19 protein-coding genes and 1 tRNA gene are annotated in these 16,720 nt (G+C 64.9%); 8 read left to right on the forward strand and 12 right to left on the reverse strand.

Translation table 11 applies throughout. The annotated features are described in order from the left end of the window. Positions 1-52: 52 nt before the first annotated feature. Positions 53-5,272 (reverse strand): alpha-2-macroglobulin family protein, encoded by a 5,220-nt coding sequence (locus JQ604_RS16455; RefSeq protein WP_212358459.1) that lies wholly within the window; start codon positions 5,270-5,272, stop codon positions 53-55. 389 nt (positions 5,273-5,661) lie between these two features. Next, positions 5,662-6,033: a hypothetical protein gene (locus JQ604_RS16460; RefSeq protein WP_212358460.1), complete on the reverse strand. Its 372-nt coding sequence runs from the start codon at positions 6,031-6,033 to the stop codon at positions 5,662-5,664. Between the two features lie 300 nt (positions 6,034-6,333). Here JQ604_RS16460 and JQ604_RS16465 point away from each other — a divergent pair. Continuing rightward, positions 6,334-6,410, forward strand: a tRNA-Arg gene (locus JQ604_RS16465). 454 nt (positions 6,411-6,864) lie between these two features. Here the strand turns inward: JQ604_RS16465 and JQ604_RS41535 are convergent. Continuing rightward, positions 6,865-7,386, reverse strand: a complete 522-nt coding sequence (locus JQ604_RS41535; protein WP_249158300.1) for a hypothetical protein — start codon at positions 7,384-7,386, stop codon at positions 6,865-6,867. A 617-nt stretch (positions 7,387-8,003) separates the two neighbouring features. On the opposite strand from JQ604_RS41535, the gene JQ604_RS16475 reads away from it, so the two are divergent. Together JQ604_RS16475 and JQ604_RS16480 are read left to right on the forward strand one after the other, a co-directional pair. Then, complete coding sequence (locus JQ604_RS16475; RefSeq protein ID WP_212358461.1) at positions 8,004-8,309, forward strand: hypothetical protein; 306 nt, start codon at positions 8,004-8,006, stop codon at positions 8,307-8,309. A gap of 150 nt (positions 8,310-8,459) precedes the next feature. After that, positions 8,460-8,669, forward strand: a complete 210-nt coding sequence (locus JQ604_RS16480) for a hypothetical protein (RefSeq protein ID WP_212358462.1) — start codon at positions 8,460-8,462, stop codon at positions 8,667-8,669. A gap of 41 nt (positions 8,670-8,710) precedes the next feature. Here the strand turns inward: JQ604_RS16480 and JQ604_RS16485 are convergent, their stop codons facing one another. Further along, complete coding sequence (locus JQ604_RS16485) at positions 8,711-9,346, reverse strand: 2-dehydro-3-deoxy-6-phosphogalactonate aldolase (protein WP_212358463.1); 636 nt, start codon at positions 9,344-9,346, stop codon at positions 8,711-8,713. 12 nt (positions 9,347-9,358) lie between these two features. Then, positions 9,359-10,270, reverse strand: a complete 912-nt coding sequence (locus tag JQ604_RS16490; protein ID WP_212358464.1) for a 2-dehydro-3-deoxygalactonokinase — start codon at positions 10,268-10,270, stop codon at positions 9,359-9,361. 114 nt (positions 10,271-10,384) lie between these two features. Between JQ604_RS16490 and JQ604_RS16495 the strand changes: the two genes are divergently transcribed. After that, positions 10,385-10,771: a hypothetical protein gene (locus tag JQ604_RS16495; RefSeq protein WP_212358465.1), complete on the forward strand. Its 387-nt coding sequence runs from the start codon at positions 10,385-10,387 to the stop codon at positions 10,769-10,771. Between the two features lie 115 nt (positions 10,772-10,886). Here JQ604_RS16495 and puuE read toward each other — a convergent pair whose 3' ends face one another. Then, positions 10,887-11,825, reverse strand: coding sequence for an allantoinase PuuE (puuE, locus tag JQ604_RS16500; protein WP_212358466.1), 939 nt, complete (start codon positions 11,823-11,825; stop codon positions 10,887-10,889). A gap of 170 nt (positions 11,826-11,995) precedes the next feature. On the opposite strand from puuE, the gene JQ604_RS42015 reads away from it, so the two are divergent. Then, a complete protein-coding gene (locus tag JQ604_RS42015; RefSeq protein WP_212358467.1) occupies positions 11,996-13,147 on the forward strand; it encodes a DUF418 domain-containing protein in 1,152 nt (383 codons plus the stop codon). A gap of 2 nt (positions 13,148-13,149) precedes the next feature. Here JQ604_RS42015 and JQ604_RS16510 read toward each other — a convergent pair whose 3' ends face one another. Continuing rightward, positions 13,150-13,929 (reverse strand): transglycosylase SLT domain-containing protein, encoded by a 780-nt coding sequence (locus tag JQ604_RS16510; RefSeq protein WP_249158301.1) that lies wholly within the window; start codon positions 13,927-13,929, stop codon positions 13,150-13,152. Positions 13,930-14,042: 113 nt separating this feature from the next. Beyond that, positions 14,043-14,270 carry a hypothetical protein gene (locus tag JQ604_RS16515; RefSeq protein ID WP_212358469.1) on the reverse strand — a complete coding sequence of 76 codons (228 nt, stop codon included), beginning with the start codon at positions 14,268-14,270 and terminating at the stop codon, positions 14,043-14,045. Positions 14,271-14,439: 169 nt separating this feature from the next. Between JQ604_RS16515 and JQ604_RS16520 the strand changes: the two genes are divergently transcribed. Next, positions 14,440-14,652, forward strand: a complete 213-nt coding sequence (locus JQ604_RS16520) for a hypothetical protein (protein ID WP_212358665.1) — start codon at positions 14,440-14,442, stop codon at positions 14,650-14,652. A gap of 47 nt (positions 14,653-14,699) precedes the next feature. On the opposite strand, the gene JQ604_RS16525 is transcribed toward JQ604_RS16520, so the two are convergent. Both JQ604_RS16525 and JQ604_RS16530 read right to left on the reverse strand, forming a co-directional pair. Continuing rightward, a complete protein-coding gene (locus JQ604_RS16525) occupies positions 14,700-14,948 on the reverse strand; it encodes a hypothetical protein (RefSeq protein WP_212358470.1) in 249 nt (82 codons plus the stop codon). Positions 14,949-15,092: 144 nt separating this feature from the next. After that, positions 15,093-15,269 (reverse strand): hypothetical protein, encoded by a 177-nt coding sequence (locus tag JQ604_RS16530; protein WP_212358471.1) that lies wholly within the window; start codon positions 15,267-15,269, stop codon positions 15,093-15,095. Positions 15,270-15,453: 184 nt separating this feature from the next. On the opposite strand from JQ604_RS16530, the gene JQ604_RS16535 reads away from it, so the two are divergent. Then, entirely contained in the window at positions 15,454-15,675 is a 222-nt protein-coding gene (locus tag JQ604_RS16535) for a hypothetical protein (RefSeq protein WP_212358472.1), read from the forward strand. A gap of 26 nt (positions 15,676-15,701) precedes the next feature. Here the strand turns inward: JQ604_RS16535 and JQ604_RS16540 are convergent, their stop codons facing one another. Next, the gene (locus tag JQ604_RS16540) at positions 15,702-15,884 is read right to left on the reverse strand and encodes a hypothetical protein (RefSeq protein ID WP_212358473.1); all 183 of its coding nucleotides are present in this window, start codon (positions 15,882-15,884) and stop codon (positions 15,702-15,704) included. A 113-nt stretch (positions 15,885-15,997) separates the two neighbouring features. Here JQ604_RS16540 and JQ604_RS16545 point away from each other — a divergent pair, with 113 nt between their 5' ends. After that, on the forward strand, positions 15,998-16,354 hold the full coding sequence (locus JQ604_RS16545) for a DUF6481 family protein (RefSeq protein ID WP_212358474.1): 357 nt from the start codon (positions 15,998-16,000) through the stop codon (positions 16,352-16,354). 60 nt (positions 16,355-16,414) lie between these two features. Here the strand turns inward: JQ604_RS16545 and JQ604_RS16550 are convergent, their stop codons facing one another. Continuing rightward, positions 16,415-16,642 carry a pentapeptide MXKDX repeat protein gene (locus tag JQ604_RS16550; RefSeq protein ID WP_212358475.1) on the reverse strand — a complete coding sequence of 76 codons (228 nt, stop codon included), beginning with the start codon at positions 16,640-16,642 and terminating at the stop codon, positions 16,415-16,417. Between the last annotated feature and the right edge of the window lie 78 nt (positions 16,643-16,720).

Raw genomic sequence — 16,720 nt, forward strand, 5'->3', positions numbered from 1 at the left:
CTGACGCGCCGCCAGCGCTGATGTCGCGCTGGCACTATCGTCACACTCTCGCTCATTTCGCCGGCCGCACCTCGACGCTGCCGGTGCCGCTGCGGCCGTAGCGCGAGGGATTGTACATGTCCTCGACATAGGCCTGCGGCAGCACGTATTTGCCTGGCGACACCGCCCGTACGATATAGGCAGCCGTAAACACAGCCTTGTCGTTGGCGGCACGGTCGATTGCCGCGGTGAAGCGGTCGTCGCGGAACTCAGTATTTTGCGCCTCCACGCCGTCCTCGATCCAGTCCAGCTTGCCGGAGTCACCCGACGACACCAGACGCGGATTGTCGATCTCGAGACCGGCCGGCAGATAGTCGGCGACCATGATGTGACCGAACTCCGGTTTGGCTTCCGTGATCTTCAGGACAACGGCGAAGCGGTCGTTCTGTTTCGCCTTGGTGACGTCGGCCGGCTTGCCGTCGAGCGTGAAGTAATTGCGTTCGATCTTGAAGCCGTTCGCGGCCGCTGGCTCCGGCGTGACCGGCGAGCCCGACACCGAGACCACCGCCTGCACCGGAGCATCACCGGTGTTGGTGATCCGGATCGGCTTGCCGGACATCGCCTCGGCCTTGTAGCTGCGATAGACCGCCGTCTTGACCGGCTGGCCGTCGATGTCGAGGGTCAGCGTCTCCTTGGCGAGCGCGCGCGCCGCCAGCACCATCCACGCATTCTCCTGCGTCGAGGTGTAGGGCGTGAGCCCGCGTGCCGCTTCGACCCGGGCAACCGCCTGCGTCAGCGTCGCCCGCGGCGCATTGCCCTCGCCCGCGAGCGAGACCAGTGCGGCCGCATCGCGCAGCGACGAGCCGTAGTCGACCCGGCCGAACTCGATCACCGGCTTCGGGTTCAACGCATCGAGCGCGGCACTGTAGACGCGATCGGCCCGGCCCTTGTCGCCCACCAGCGCGAGCGCCGCTGCGAGTTGCGCCTTCGAGATCGGCGTTGCCAGATTGCCGAGCTTGGTGTCGGCGAGATAGCGGAGATCGCCAATCGGTGCGGCACCATTGCGCGCGAGCACGTAGAGGCCGTAGGCCAGGTTGCGGCCGCCGTCCTTCTCCGGCTCCTGAGCGTTGACGACCGAGTTCCTGATCCGGTCGAGCGCGTTCTTGAACAGCACGTCCGGCACCGCAAACCCCTTCTCGCGGGCGCGGGTCAGGAAGTCCGTGACGTAGGCATCGAGCCAGGCGTCGTCGCCGCCGGCCGACCACAGGCCGAACGAGCCGTTCGAGCCCTGCCGTGCCAGCAGCCGATCGATCGCGTCGCGGATGCGCTGGTCGATGGCGGTGTCCATCGCCAGATGCGCGCCGGCGGCGAGATCGTTGACATAGAGCAGCGGCATCGCGCGGCTGGTGATCTGCTCGGAGCAGCCATAGGGGTAGCGATCGAGCGCCTTCAGGATCGTCGCGGCGTCGAGCGCAGTCGAAAGACTGGCTGAGATCGAGACGCTGCCGGTGCCCGAGACCAGATCGGAGAACATGTCCGAGGTCAGCGTCAGGCTCTCGCCCTTCGCCAGCGTGCGGACCGAGCGCCGTGCCAGCACCTGCGTTGCCGGCTTGACGTCGAGCGCATAGTGCCGCGCCAGGGTCAGGCCGTTCGGGCCGGAGATATCGACGTCGAAGTTCGCCTGCCCTGCGCCGCCGGCCTCGAGACCGAGCGTCAGCGAGGTCCGCTGTTTGGCGGCGAGCTTCACCTTGGTGACCGGGTTGCCCGACATCTTCACCGGACCTGATGTCTTGACGTTGATCGCGTAGTCGCCGGCGGCGCCTTCGACATTGTCGATGTCCATGCTCATGGTGCCCTTGTCGCCATTGAGCAGGAAGCGCGGCAGGGTCGCGGTCAGCACCACGGGATCGCGCACGATCACGTCGGTGGTCGCGCGACCGAGCTTTGTGGCGCTCCACGCCACCGCCATCACCCGCGCGGTGCCGGCGAACTCGGGGATCTCGAAACTAACTTCGGCAGTGCCGTCGGGCCCGACGGTGACGATGCCCGAATACAGCGCCAGCGGCTTTTGCGTGGGCGGCGAGCCCTGCAGCTCGGCACCGGCTGAGTCGCCACCGCTCCTGATCTGACCGCGGCTGCCCTGCATGCCGTCGATCAACTGCCCATAGAGGTCGCGGATCTCCGCCGTCAGGCGGCGCTGGCCGAGATAGTAATCGTCAGGCGCCGGCGGCTTGTAGTTGGTGAGGTTGAGGATGCCGACATCGACGGCCGCGATCACCACCTTCGCATCCTCGCCGGGATTGAGCCCGCCGAGCTTGACCGGGATCTTCAGCGTCGAACCGGGCCGCACCAGAGCGGGCGGCGAGAGCTCGACCGCGAGCGTGCGGGCCTTCTTGTCGATGCTGACCCATTTCAGCCCGATCGCGCGGCCGGGCATGCGCCCAGCGGCGGCATCGAGCGGACGGCGCAGCGTCGTCATGATGTAGGCGCCGGTGCCCCAGTCCTTGCCGACCGTGAGCTTGACCTGCTGCGTGCCCTCCTTGACGTCCACACTCTGCGTCGCCAGCAGGCGGTCGCCGAGCACATAGACCGAGAGCTTGCCGGCCGAGCGCGCGTTGACGGAGACCGTCAGCGTCTCGCCGGAGGCGTATTCGGGCTTGTCGATCGAGGTCTCCAGAAGGTCCGGCGTGTCGGCCGAGCCGTCGGAGTACCAGCCGACATCGAACTGCACCGAGGTCACCGGACCATCGGTATCATTCGACTTGACGTCGAGGCGATAGCGGCCGGGCTCGGGCTGGAACGTCAGCCGCTGCGGCTTGTCGGCGGTGAGCTTCACATCGCCATCGGCGACGCGGCGGCTCGACTTGACAGGCTCATAGTCCCAGTACGAGCTGTGGCGGTACCACTGGTAACGCGACTCCAGCTTCAAAAGCTCATAGCGCAGCCCGTCGCGCGGCAATTGCTTGCCGTCGGGGGCGACGAACACGACGTCGAAATCGGCCTTGTCGCCCTCGGCGACGCTCTTGTTGGCAAAGGCCGGCTTGATGCCGATCAAATTGGTGGCGGGCGCCACCGGCAGCACGATCTTGCGCTCGACCGAGCGGCCGCCGCTCTCCGCCATGCGGATGAATATCTGCGCTTCCTGCGGCCTGGTCGAGGTCGGCGCCTTCTCCAGCTTGACCGGGAAGTTCGCCTCGCCCTTGGCATCAGCCTCGGGCAAGCCTTCGATCGGGGTCCGCTCATTGCTGGCGGTCTCTTCATCGGCAACGCCGAACTGGTAGCCGGGATAGCCGGGCCGCCCGGACGCGCTAGGTGCAACCAGCATGTCGCCTTCGAGCTGCAGGCCCGACGCCGGCACTCCGTACAGGAAATGGCCAGCGACCTTAAGTTCCACTGGAACTTCAGCTTTGATCACCTTGTCCTTGGCTGTCAGGTCGAATTCGATCCGTTCGGGGATGTAGTCCTCGACCATGAAGGTGGTTTCGCCGACTGACGCGCCCTTCGGGTCGGTGAAAACGCGCGCCCGCCAGGTGCCGGTCGGCACCGCCGAGTTCAGCGCGAGCGACAGCGAACGCCCGCCGGCGCCCCCGTCCGGCAGCACGGCACGGCGGAATTCGACGCCGTCGGGACGTTCGACCACCATGGTGAGCGGCGTGCCGGTCAGCGCATTGCCCTGCCCGTCGCGCAGCAGCGCGGTGAGATAGACGGTCTCGTTGGAGCGATACACGCCGCGCTCGGCATAGACGAAGGCGTCGGCACCAACAGGCGTGACGCGTCCGGCCACGCCGCGATCGCTGAGGTCGAACGGGTTGGACTTCAGGCTCAGGAAGGCATAGTCGGCCTTGTCGCTCATGACGGTCAGCATGGCCGGCGACAGCCCGCCCTCGCCCTTTGCCAGGCCGGACTCGAACAGCACGTGGCCGGCCGCATCGGTCTTGCGGGTCGCCAGGATCTCGTTGTTGCGGGCGACCAGCTTGATCTCGGCATTGGCGACCGGCTCGGTCGACGCCAGCGAATTCAGGAAGACATGGATGCCGTCATTGCCGGAGAACGCCGACAGGCCCATGTCGGAGACGATGAACCATTGGGTCGCGAGCGAACTATCCTCGTCATTGGTCGGCCCCTTCGGCGAGGCCGTCATGACATAGACACCTGGCTGCAGATCGCCGAGCGCCTGGTCGACCGGGAATGCGGTGACGACGTCCTGGTTCAGCGTGGTCGCGGTCGCAAGCTCACCGGACCAGACCTTCATGCCGCGCTCGCCGCCGAGGCTTTCAAGCTGGTAGCGGCTCAGCGCGCGCTGGAAGTCGGAGTCGATGACGGTGTTGATCAGATTGCGGTCGCCGATCCGGTAGACCTCGACATTGGCCGCCGGGGTGTTGACGGTGGCCAGCGGGATGCCGCGCTGGCCGGTCCGCGGCAGCACATAGGCCCGGCCCGTGAAGCGGACGAAGGCTTTTCGGTCGCGGACATAGATGTTGAACTCGGCGGACTTCGGCAGCGTCTCCTTCACGGTCGACGGCAGGCCGGCGCGCAGATTGATGTTGTAGCGCTCGCCATGCTTGAGCCCGTCGACGCAGAGCTGCTTGCCCTCGGCCGACAGCGCCGGCTTGTCGGTGCCGGCCAGCGCCAGATACGGCGCGAAGTCGACGCGCTTTGCCAATTCCTCCGAGAACTGGAAGCAGGCCCGCGGCGAGGCCGAGTCGGAATCGACGGTATAGTCGAGCAGGCGGAAGCCGTGCTCGTCGCGCATCGTCTCATACTGGCGGCGGACATCGGCGACCTCGCGCATCTCCAGCGACAGCCGCAAGCTATCGAGTGCCGGCCGCCACATGCTGCGCGCCGACAGCGCCTTGCCGAGTGTGGCCAGCGCATCCGCCTCCTCGCCCGGGTTGCCGGCACGCTGATAGGCGATGTAGGCCGCGGTCGAGGCGCGCTCCATCAGGAAGGTCCGCTCGCTCGAGCTCGCGGTCCAGATCTGGAAGATGGTTTTCGACAGCCGCAGCCAGTTGGCGCCGTCCTCCGGCGAGGTGGCGGCGATCTGGCCGAGGATCTGCAAGCCGGTGCGGAAATCACCGCGCTTGAAGGCGGCATCGGCGTCGGTGCGCAGCGTCGCGCTCGTTTTGTTGACGGCGCCCGCTTCGGTCTTGATCTGCGCCTGGAGCTTGATCGCGGAATCGGCGAGATCGTCGCGCTTGAATGCCTTGTCGGCGGCATGGGCTGTGCCAAAGCCAAGCGAAAGGCCAAGCGCCAGCGTGGCGCAAAATGCGGCGGCACGAACCAGAGCGGTCATGATGGATCTCCCAAAGGGCACGCGGACGGGCGCCGCGTGGGAATCAGAAAGTGCGCGAAAAGGTGACGGAGTGAAGGCGCGGAGATGAACAGGAAAAAACGTCACAGCCGGCATGGCGAAAGGCAGTCCTTCTCCCATCGCCGGTCCGTCCAAACCAGCGTCATGGGCGGCAGACAGGTCGCCCCCTAGGCAGACCCCTGCGGGCTCTTTGTCGCGCGAGGACAAGAGGTGGTTCGAAGGAACTTGGAAGAGAAGTGAATCTTTTTTGCCGGGCGGAGATGGCCACTGCGACAAATCCAAGAAGTGTGCGGATTACCTCCGCAATTTCTTTGCCTCTCCCGCTTGCGGGCCGCAGCGGGAGAGGAGCGCAGCATCGGATCCGCGTCCGCTCAGCTCGGCGGCCCCATCGTGATGGTCCGCACCCGGTTGCGGGCATCGCCGGCCGCGTTGCCATTGAGGCTCGCGCCGGTGACCTCGATGAAGGTCCGCGCGCCCTCCTGCACGCAGGTGACGAGCACCGCCACGCCCGCCCCGTCCAGCGTCCCGGCGCCGCCGATGTGCGGACCGGAGGTGAAGGTGACGGCGAGCCCGGTCTCGGTGATGGCGAACTTGCCATCCCTCAGACATTCGGCCGCCGACTTCGCCCGCGTATCCGATCCGACCTGGATCGACGGCGCCTGCTGCGCCAGCGCGGGAACAGCCGATGCCGTCAGGGCGAAACACAGGAGTGGTAATGCTGCACGCGAAAATTTATCGAACATGATCGTCTCCTTTGATCGTGCGTTGCGACCGCCAAATCGCCGGGAGTTTCCCGGCCTGGCAATCACCCGCTTAAGGAGTTTAATATTACGACGCTCGCTTTGAGCGAGATGTGGCGCCATTCACAGGAAGCGCATCATGGCGAAGATGTCGCACCTCAAGAGGGACCGCGCTCCTCCTGCCGGCACGGAGAATGCCACGTCGATCCCGGCCGGCTTATTCGCCCGATCACAAAAAATCGGTCTGAATGGGCTTGGCGGAGAGCCGAATTTTTCATATTGGCGGTGCTACAAGGCGGCCACGGTCCCGTAGCTCAACTGGATAGAGTAGCGGATTTCTACTCCGCGGGTTGCAGGTTCGAATCCTGCCGGGATCGCCAGCACCCCGTGCGAACGACATCTTGCACTGGAGCCGAAGGACTGAACGCGCCACTTAATTCAGTGGAGCTGCTTCAGGCCCTCTTCAATCGCTCTCAAATCATCATAGACCTGATCCAGAGCATCGCGCGACGGAGGGGTCGAAGAGGACTGGAGACCTCGAAGCAACTCGTTGCGGAGCTCCCTCATCCTCTCCAGCGCTTGACGGTTCTTCGCGAGCACGTAAACGGATACGAGCGTGTGAACGGCAGACTGCATTATCAAACCTATGAAATATAAGAGCTAATATGAGTCGCAGGTTACCGGATTTCTGACCTGCGGTCGAGCGGGCGCGCGTTGCAACGTCCGCGAGTTCCCCAAACCCACCGGCGGCGGTAACGAGGTGCGCGCGAGAACCACCCTGGCCAACCATGGCGGGGCCTTGGGCGGCCCTCGCGGAGGCCCGGGCGCATCGGGTCAGGAGGCGTGGGGATTGACGATGCTGTAGCCGCGCAGCGAACGCGCATGAATTCGCGTGGCCCGACCGCCGGAATTGGCATCATACGCCATCCAGGTATCACCGCCGACATGCTGCTCCAGCACGAAGACGTGGCCGCGCCGGGCTGCAACCATGCCCGGTGCCGGCGCCGTCCGGGGGAAGCGGAGCCAGTTTGCGGCAAGATTCAATTCCGGCACGATACGGCCAAACACACGTATCGCCGCACCACAGCCGCAGAACGACCGAGGGCAACCGGCGGGGCGGCCACCGACGGTCTGGCCCGGCGTGGCGCTCGCGTCAGCAATGGCGCGACGCGGACTGCTTGCCAGCGCAATTCGTTCGGAACGTTGGGTCTGGATTTGACGGCTCGGCGAGGACGAAAGGTCGCAAGGTATGGTCACATTGCATTCCGGACTATGGCCGGTGTGGAAAGGACGCGCTTCCGAAACGACGGATGCGGATACGCAAAACATAAACGCAACACATACTCGGGCGAACATGCAGGACTCCTGTTTGGGATACCTGCCCCGGGTCAACAATGACGCGGATCAGTTTGGCGAAAGTGGGTTCAAAGCAAGGCCGGTCAGCCCGATTTCAGTTTGAAAGAATGTCAGGAGGCGCTGCCGTACTTCGATATTTCACAATCAATAGCACAACAGACACCCCCTGCGGAGAACATATTCGCCTCGTCAGAACTTCCGATCTGTGCCAATCATCCGCCCATCCCGCCCGGCATGTCGCGAGAATGCGAAGCCGTCCTTATACTCACCTGTCATCGCCTACTCACCTGTCATCGCCCGGCCGTGCGCAATTGCGCACAAGGACCGGGCGACCCAGCACGCCGCGGCTTCTCGGCTGAATCACGACCGCCTCTGGAATACTGGGATCGCCCGGACAAGCCGGCCGACGCCCCCGAGGGGGTAGCGCGGATTGCGAACTCACACCCGATGGTCATCGCGGTGCCAGCCATCTCAGATAAAATTGTTGCAGCCGCGCTTATGCTTCCAATACCAGTTGCCGCCCACACAACGAAGCGAGCCATCGAACGGCTCGCGCGGATCGCGCATTCCCTGTATGTCGGTGGTCGCTCCCTCCTGCCCCGCCATACGAGACAAGCATGCGCAACCTGAACGACGCCCTGAACCGACTGAACGATCGCCTGCTGCGGCTGGAGGGCGAGTTGTTCGTGCTGCGATCGATCGCGCGGGCGTCGCTGACATCGGGCGACGAGGGTGCAGCGCGGACCCGCAAGCTGCTGGAGGGCGCGAGGCTGGCGCTATCAGACGAAACCAAGCGGCCGCTCGACACGCCGACCACGAAATATGTCGCAGCGGCGATCGCCATGGTCGACGAGCTGCTGGAGCCGCCGCGCGAGGCCGCCCCGCTGTTCCGGGTGATCGACGGCGGGCGGCGGGATGATTAGCGTAGCCTGACAAAGATCGGCCCGAGTTCGGGCTTTCGGATCACGAAGTCGTCACTGACAGATTGCCGCGCCGGCAGATTAACCGGGCCTTAAATTTCAACCGACATTTTTCAGAGAGGATAGCCCTTCGACGTTGTGAGAATTTCCAGCATGCCGGTCACTTTGGAAGTGCGAGACAGTCTGAACCAGTTGCTTCCCGATTACGGCTTCACCCTCGACCCAAGTGGGCTCGAGGATTACTCGGACCTCGCAAGGCTCCTCCTTCAGACCGTCCGCGATGGCGACTTCCGGGCTCACAAGGTCCAGTTTACGGTTGGCGGGCGATCCGTCGGCACGGCCATCCACGCCGAAGCCGCATAAGCCAGCCGGACAACGGCCAACCGCCGGCCATTCCGGGCGCTTTACAAAGCGCCCTGCACCGCCGCGTCATACGCCTCGACCGTCACCTTCGCACGCTCCGCGACGTTAGCCGCGCTCATGCCGGGCTTGTAGAGGCTGCTGCCCATACCGAAGGCACGGATGCCGGCCTTGATGTATTCGGCAAAATTTTTCTCGGAGACGCCGCCGACCGCTGCGATCAGCGCATCCGGCGGCAGCACGGCGCGGATCGCGGTGATGCCGGCAGCGCCGAGCACGCTGGCCGGGAAGAATTTCAGGCCCGACGCGCCCGACTTCAGCGCGAGCAACGCTTCCGTCGGCGAGAACACGCCGGGCAGCGTAACCATGCCGTGATGGCCCGCACGCGCCAGCACCTCGGCGTCGACATTCGGCGACACCATCAGCCGGCCTCCAACGCCATGCAGGCGATCGACGTCGGCCGTGGTCAGCACGGTCCCTGCCCCGATCAGCACGTCGCGCGGTGCCTGCTTTGCCGCGAGCTCGATCGAGCGGAACGGCTCCGGCGAGTTCAGCGGGATCTCGATCGCGGTCATGCCGGCCTCGATCAGCCTGCCCACGATCGCCTCGGTCTCCGCCGGCTTGATGCCGCGCAGGATCGCAACCAGCGGACGCCGCATCGGCGGGAACAGAACGGGCATGGTCGAACTCCTCTATCGCTTCCAGATCGCGGACGCGGCCATGGTGAGGCCGCGGCGCACCGCTTCGTCCGCATCGATCGAACGGACCGGGATCGACAATGCTTCGAACGCGATCAGATACAGCCGCGCGAGCCGCCCGGAGGCGATCAGCGTAACCGGTTCGGTCAGCTGACGCGCAAGGCCTCCGGCAATTTCAAGTCCGATCAGCGTGCCGGAGATCGCTTCGCGTGCCGCAGCCGCACTTCCACCAAACAGCAACTGGCCCGATCGCACCTGGAACAGCAGACTCGACGCCAGCGCAGGCTGGTCGTGCGCCACCTCCACCGCACGCTTGAACGCATCGATGTCCTCGGCCGCCTCCGCGCCGGCCACGGCATGCGTCAGGATGGTATCGCGCACCACGATACTGAACAGCTCGCCGGTCATGAAGGTCCCAAACCCTTCCACCATCCCCCCGCGCATGGTCACCCATTTCGAATGCGTGCCGGGCATGCAGACGACGGCGTCGCCGACGCTATTGAGGCCGACGGCGCCGAGCAATTGGGTCTCCTCGCCGCGCATCACGTCAGGCGCCGTGGCATCGCGCTGCGCGATGCCAGGCAGGATGCGGATGTCGCGCGATTGCAGCGGAACCGGAACCGCGCGGTCGAGGATATCAGTGAGACGCGCAGGCGTATCGACATAGCCGGCCTCGACCCAGCCCTGCCGCGCGCCGGCCATGCCGCAGATCACGACCGGACAATCGGCGGCCACACCGAGCGCCTCGAGATGCGACTGCAGCACGTTCGCAAAGCCGGGCTTGGCCGCGGCCATCATACCCTGATCGCTGCGGCGCTCGCCCAAAATGCCGCCGGCAGAATCCAGCAGCCACAGCCGAAAACTGCTGGTGCCCCAATCCACGGCGACGGTGGCAGCCTGGCTCATGTTATCATCGGTCCCACAATCTGCGATTCATTCGGCGCAGCGCGCGACAACAGCGGCGCCAGCCATCGAGGTCTGCTATAGCCGCTTCATCGCCGCGACGATAGGAGGCCGACCATGTTGATGAGCATCGCCGCCCTGGCCATGGCCCTGCACGGCGTGCCCGCAGTTGCGCCAGATGACAGGTCCGCGTTGCAGCGCGAGATTCGCTACCGCCGCCACGAGAGCCATCCGCCGCCCTGCGGCAGGGGCTGGGATCTCGATGACCGCGACAACCTCTGCTACCGGAACGGCGTCGTACCGCGCGCGCATCAGGCCGGCCGCTACTATCCGCTGGAGCCGATGCGGCCGCCGCAAATGACGCGGCAACAGATGCGCGAGCAGATGATGCAGCAGGCGGTGCCGTGCGCCGACCGGATGGACCTCGATATCCGCGACGGCCAGTGCCACCCGACCGGTACCGTGCCGCGCCGCTATCAGGCGGCACGCCAGCGGCGGTGGTGAGCTCGTGCATGATCCGGACCCGAAGGGCCGCGTTAGCGCAAAGTGTGAAGCGGTTTTCCCTCGCGACAAACGCCGAAGGCGTTTGCGCGGAGATCATGCGCAAAACAAAGAGCTATCAACCGATGTCGAACGCCTCGTCGGCGAGATGCTTGAAGTTGGCCTGCCAGTGCTCGGCGATCGCAAGCCGCGTCGGCACCCAGACGTGATCATGTTTCTGGATGTAGTCCAGGAACCGCATCAGCGCAGCGGCGCGGCCGGGCCGGCCGACGACGCGACAATGCAAGCCGATCGACATCATCTTCGGCGCCGTCGCGCCCTCGGCATAGAGCACGTCAAAACTGTCCTTGAGATAGGTGTAGAAGGCATCGCCGCCCGGAAAACCCTGCGCGTTGATGAAGCGCATGTCGTTGGCATCGAGCGTATAGGGGATCACGACATGCGGCTCGCCGCCGCGCGCGCGGATCCAGTACGGTAGATCGTCGGCATAGGAATCGCAGAGATAGCTCAGGCCGCCGGTCTCCATCAGCAGCCGCAGCGTGTTGATCGAGGAGCGGCCGGTGTACCAGCCGCGCGGCGGCGCGCCGGTCGCCTCGGTATGGACGCGGATCGCCTCCGCAATCTCCTGGCGTTCCTCGGCCTCCGTCATCTCCTTGTGCTCGACCCAGCGCAGGCTGTGGCTCGCGATGTCCCAGCCTGCCTCGTGCATCGCGGCGACCACCTCCGGATTGCGCTTGAGCGCCATCGCGACGCCGAACACGGTGGTGGACATTTTTCGTTCGGTGAACATCCGCCACAGCCGCCAGAAGCCGGCGCGCGAGCCATACTCGAACATCGATTCGATATTGGCGTGGCGCTGGCCGGGCCAGGGCTGCGCGCCGAGCACGTCGGAGAGAAACGCCTCGGAGGCCTTGTCGCCGTGCAGGATGTTGTTCTCGCCGCCCTCCTCGAAATTGACCACGAACTGCACGGCGACGCGCGCCTGGCCCGGCCATTTCGGGTCGGGCGGATTGCGGCCATAGCCGCGAAGATCGCGGGGATAGCGGGGGTCGGTCAAGGCAGGTCTCCTCGCAGCAAATTCGCGCGGGTTCGTAGCATGGCCGGTTGCCGGCGTCGCGCCCAGCGATCATTCTATTGGCAAATCGCAGGGTGCCACCGTCCATTTGGCGCAACAGAGCCGACGGCCTATATTCTGTATCCATTTCCGTGCACCCGAGCGCGCAACGCGTGTCCCTCTCCCCGGATCAACCTGCGTCGGCGCCTGTCGCGCCTTCCGCCCGCCTCGGCGCAATCGACGCGCTGCGCGGGCTGGCGCTGCTCGGCGTGCTCACGATCAATCTCGAGACCGAATTCCGGGTCTCGATCTTCGCGCAATTCCTGGAGTATGCGCAGGGCCGCCCCGGCGTCATCGACCGCCTGCTCGCGATCTTCATCGACCTCAAGGCCTTCGCGCTGTTCTCGCTGTTGTTCGGTGTGGGCCTCGCGATCCAGTTCGACCGGCTGGCGAAGAACCCGCGGCGGACGCAACTGTTGCTACGACGCCTGCTGGTGCTGCTCGGCTTCGGCCTGATCCATCTGGTCCTGATCTGGAATGGCGACATCCTGACCGAATATGCCCTCGCCGGCCTCGTCGTGCTGCCGTTCCTGTTTGCGCCGACCTCCGTGATCGCGGGCGCAAGCCTCGTGTTCCTGGCGCTGTATGTGATGCAGCCGGTTCTGCCGACCGTCTTTCCCTTCCCGACGCTCGGCTGGCTTGCCGCCGACGTCGCGGAGGCCAACCGCATCTATGCGACCGGCGGCTTTGTCGATATCCTCAGCTTTCGGATCCGGGAGATCGCGGGCTTCGTGCCGCTGCACAGCTACATCTTCCCCCGCACGCTCGGCCTGTTCCTGCTGGGCGCCTTGAGCTGGCGCGCCGGCTTGTTCGAGGCCGTACCGCGGTCGCCGCGATGGTTCTGGCTCGCGGCCGCCATCGCCATCGCGATCGGGCTTGCGCTGACGCTGTCACCGATCGCGCGCGCCTATTGCGGCTCAGCGGGCACGATCGCGCTGGCGATTGGTTACGCCCTGCTCCTGCTCTCGGCGGAGACGACGACAGCGGGCCGGAGGTTGCTGGGCTGGGCCGAGCCGGTCGGACGCATGGCTTTCACCAACTACATCCTGCAGTCGGTGATCCTCAGCTTCATTTTCTACGGATTCGGCTTCGGCCTGTTCGGCAAGCTCGATTCCGCGACCGGCCTTGCGATTGTGCTCACCATCTACATCGCACAAGTATTTGCCAACCGCTGGTGGCTTGATCGTTTCCGCTTTGGTCCGATCGAATGGCTGTGGCGCGCCTTGATGTACGGACGCGCACCGCCGTTTCTGATGACGCGGTGAACTTACCGGGACGCCACCCGGTGCCACTTCGCCTCAAGCCGCGCCTTGATCGCGCGGACGCGCGCTTCGTGGGCGGCCCAGAAGGCCTGGCTCGCGGCCGTAGTGCCCTGCCTGTATCGAGCATAGACCGCAGTCGGCGCAGCCAATACAGGCTGGGATGGCTTTGCTTTTGCCTCGGGCTTGGCCACGGTCTTCTTGTCCGCCTTCGGCGCCGGTGCTGCGGGCTCGACGGCCGGCGGCAGCGCGGCGACGGCGCCGGGTGCGGCGAAGGGCGAGTTCAGCGCGACCAGACGGTTGCGGGCGCGGTTGCAGTAGATCACCGAACGCGGCGTCATGGTCTCCTCGCCGTGTCCGGCGCGGTATTTCATCAGCGCACGGCACAGATCGCCCTGCGCCAGCCGCCATGCCTTGGCGAGATAGAGCACGCCGTAGTGAACGTTGATCTCGGGCCGCGCCAGCTCGGCATTGCTGCCGCGGAAGCCGAGCATCGCCGCGGTCTCCGGCCGCACCTGCATCGCGCCGACCTCGCCGACGCCGCCGATCACGCTGGAATCGTAGCGACTCTCGACGAAGGCGACAGCGTCCGCAATGTCGGCCGGCAGGCCTGTACCCGCGGCCTCCTTGTCGATCAGCGCGCGGATCTCAGCCCGTGCGGGATAGGCGGGGGTCACGGCCGGTGCCGGTTCGATCGCAGACGTTGCGTCATCGGCGGACGGCGTGTCCGTGCCGGCGTGCAGCGCAGTCGAAGCGAGCATCAAGGCCGCAGCGATGCCGATCCGCATCGCACGCCCCCGCCACCTGCACTCTGCTCCCCCAAGCGTCATGCCGCTTGGTAGACGAGCGCAGTTAAATTTTGATGGCGGCTGTCCTTACCATGGCGGCGCCGAGGCTGCCCTTATCGCGCGCCCTTTAGGGTACAGGAGGTGGTGCAGGTGGTGACGTTACCGCGGTCACACTTGATGCAGGCGTTGACGCACTGCTCCATGACCTTCGGATTGAAGCGGCTGTAGAGATTGGATGTGCAGCTGTTGGTTGCCGTCGAGCCTGTCACCTCCGGCTCGGACGACGGCCAACATCCCGCCAGCGCGAGCGTCGTGACAACGAGAATGGCGACCTTCCACATCAAGGCCTCCTGGACCTGGTTCCCCCTACTTTAGTTCCACCAGTAACCTTGCTTGGTTAGGTTAAGTTCCGGTTTCCATTGTGGACTTAGCCGGAAGCAGTATTGCTTATCCACCGGACATTTCCCCAAGGTCCGGCCCACACCAGCAAAGCCGTCAGGCAGTCCCAGCTTGGCGGCTTTGTCTTATCAAAGCGAGGATCTGGATACGATGGCCCGAACGCCGCGTTGGTCGTTCAAGGAAGACCGCAAACTGATGGAACTGGCTCGCGCCTCAAAGTCGCTGGAAGACGTGGTCAGGGTGACCGGACGCTCCCCGGACCGCATCAAGAAAATGGCGATGCGTCTCGGCCTCTCGATCAAATCCCGGTCGACCAAGCGTTAGCCTTCGGACCTGCCGGCCGCCGGCTCAAATCGGCCAATGACGCAGATTCAAGTCCCCGGCGGCGGACAGGGTTCCTTCTTCCGCACGCGGATGGTGGCTGCCTCGACCTCGCCGATCCGGCTGCAGCTCGTGAACACGAAGGCCAGCCGGCTGCATTGCCATTCCGGGCCCAGCGCCGCGCTCGCCACCGGCTCGGGCGACGTCAGGTTGAGCGTCACAAGCACGGCCACACAGGCGAACACCACGAACGCTGCGGCCAACGCCACGCCCTTGCGGGTCCACGTACTGGACATCATGGCTTTGGTTTCCTGTTCGACCGCCGGAATCTAGAATCCGCCCACCCGACTCCGTGTGATCGGCATCACAATTTGATTTGAACTTTCCGCGAGCGGTCGCCTTGCCCAGGATGTGGAGGCGATATTGCACTGCCGCAAGAACGGTCAGCGCGCAGGCTCGATCACATTACAGTTGGTGCGGCCGGACATCAGGCAGTCCTGCAGCTTGCTCGCCGCCGTCAGGTCGTGGGCCAGCCACAGGCCGACCGCGAGCATGACAGCCGCCACCAGCAGGCCGACCATCGCGCCGCGGCGGCTGCCGCCCTCGTCAGGTTCACGCATGTGACAATCACTTCCAGATCACGCAAGACGGCATCATGCCCGGCTTGCGCTGCGGCATGCGATCAATTCTGCAACAGTCGCGCACTTAAAATGCGCGGATAGCGCGAAACGCCGGCAATCCGGTTGCGAAGGTGCGACGCTTGCGAAACACTCCACGCGTCTGGGCAAGCGCGTGTGCGGGGCGATGAGCAATCAAGACCAGGAAGAACCGGGCTACGACTACAACCGTTATCGTCGGTTGCTAGCCGAAGCGACCGATGAGACGAGCCGACTCGAGCTGATCGAGCTCCTGATCAAGGAGAAGGCCCGCGACCGGCTGGAGGCGCAGCGGACATCCGACCGGGAGGCCATGACGGCCCAGACGGTCGCCAAAGTATTGGGCAACGGCCGGCGCGACCATCAGTAGCAATTTGCAGTGGCAATATGCAGTGGCTACTTGCCCGCCGCGAGCATCGCGATCGCGCCCATCAGCCCGATCAATGCGCAGGCCAGCAGGAAATATTGTAATACCGCAAGCCCTTGGCTCGGCGCCTCGGTGGCCGTGGCCATCTGGTAGATCAGGACCGCCGACGTCACGCCGCTGATCAGCATCGTTTTCGGCCATTTGCGCTGCATGAATATCTCCCCTGCTGCCCTCGTTGGACGCTGGCATTTTCGCCGGGGTTCACTTATTGAAACGGCCGAATCCCATTCCCATCACCAACAACGAAAGCAGCAAGGCTTCCTCTATGAGTGGCTTCAAGGAACCGGGTTTTGCCGACCGCCAAAAGGCGGCCATGCAGGCGCGGCAGAACATCCTGAACAAGTTTCGCGCCCAGCCGGGCGCTGACGACCCGACGGTGCAGGCCCGCGCCGCCGAACGCGCCGAGATCGCCGAGCGTCGCACCAAGGCGAAGGAAGCCCGTGAAGCCGAGAAGGCCGAGCAGAAGCGCCGCGAGGAAGAAGCCGCTGCCGCCGAAGCCGCACGGATCGCCCGCGAGAAGGAAGAGGAAGCCGAACGCGCGGCTGCGCTGGAGGCCGAGCAGAAGGCCAAGCGCGACGCGCGCTACGCCGCGCGCAAGGAGCGCGGCAAGAAGAAGCGCTGACGTTTGACAGGCTCGCCACGTCGTGACGCGGCGAGCCTGCGAAGCGACGAAGAACGGCGATCAGTTCTTCTTCATCATGCCGTCGTCTTTCTTCATGCCATCCTTCTTCATGCCGTCGTCCTTCTTCATCATGCCGCCGCCATCGTCCTTCTTCATGGCGTCCTTGGACATGGTGTCCTTCTTCATGCCGTCATCCTTGCCCATCTTGTCCTGAGCGAAGGCAGCGGGAGCGAAAGCGAGGCTGAGCGAGAGCAGCGCGGCAGTGAGGCCGATACGGGTGGTGGTCATGGATTGGTCATCCTTTGCAACGTGAGAAGTGGATCGCGACATCTGCCGCTCTCCCCTCGACGCAGGCAGGACCGCCCG

Origin of the sequence: Bradyrhizobium jicamae (genome assembly GCF_018130695.1) — a bacterium.
GTDB classification, from domain to species: domain Bacteria; phylum Pseudomonadota; class Alphaproteobacteria; order Rhizobiales; family Xanthobacteraceae; genus Bradyrhizobium; species Bradyrhizobium jicamae_B.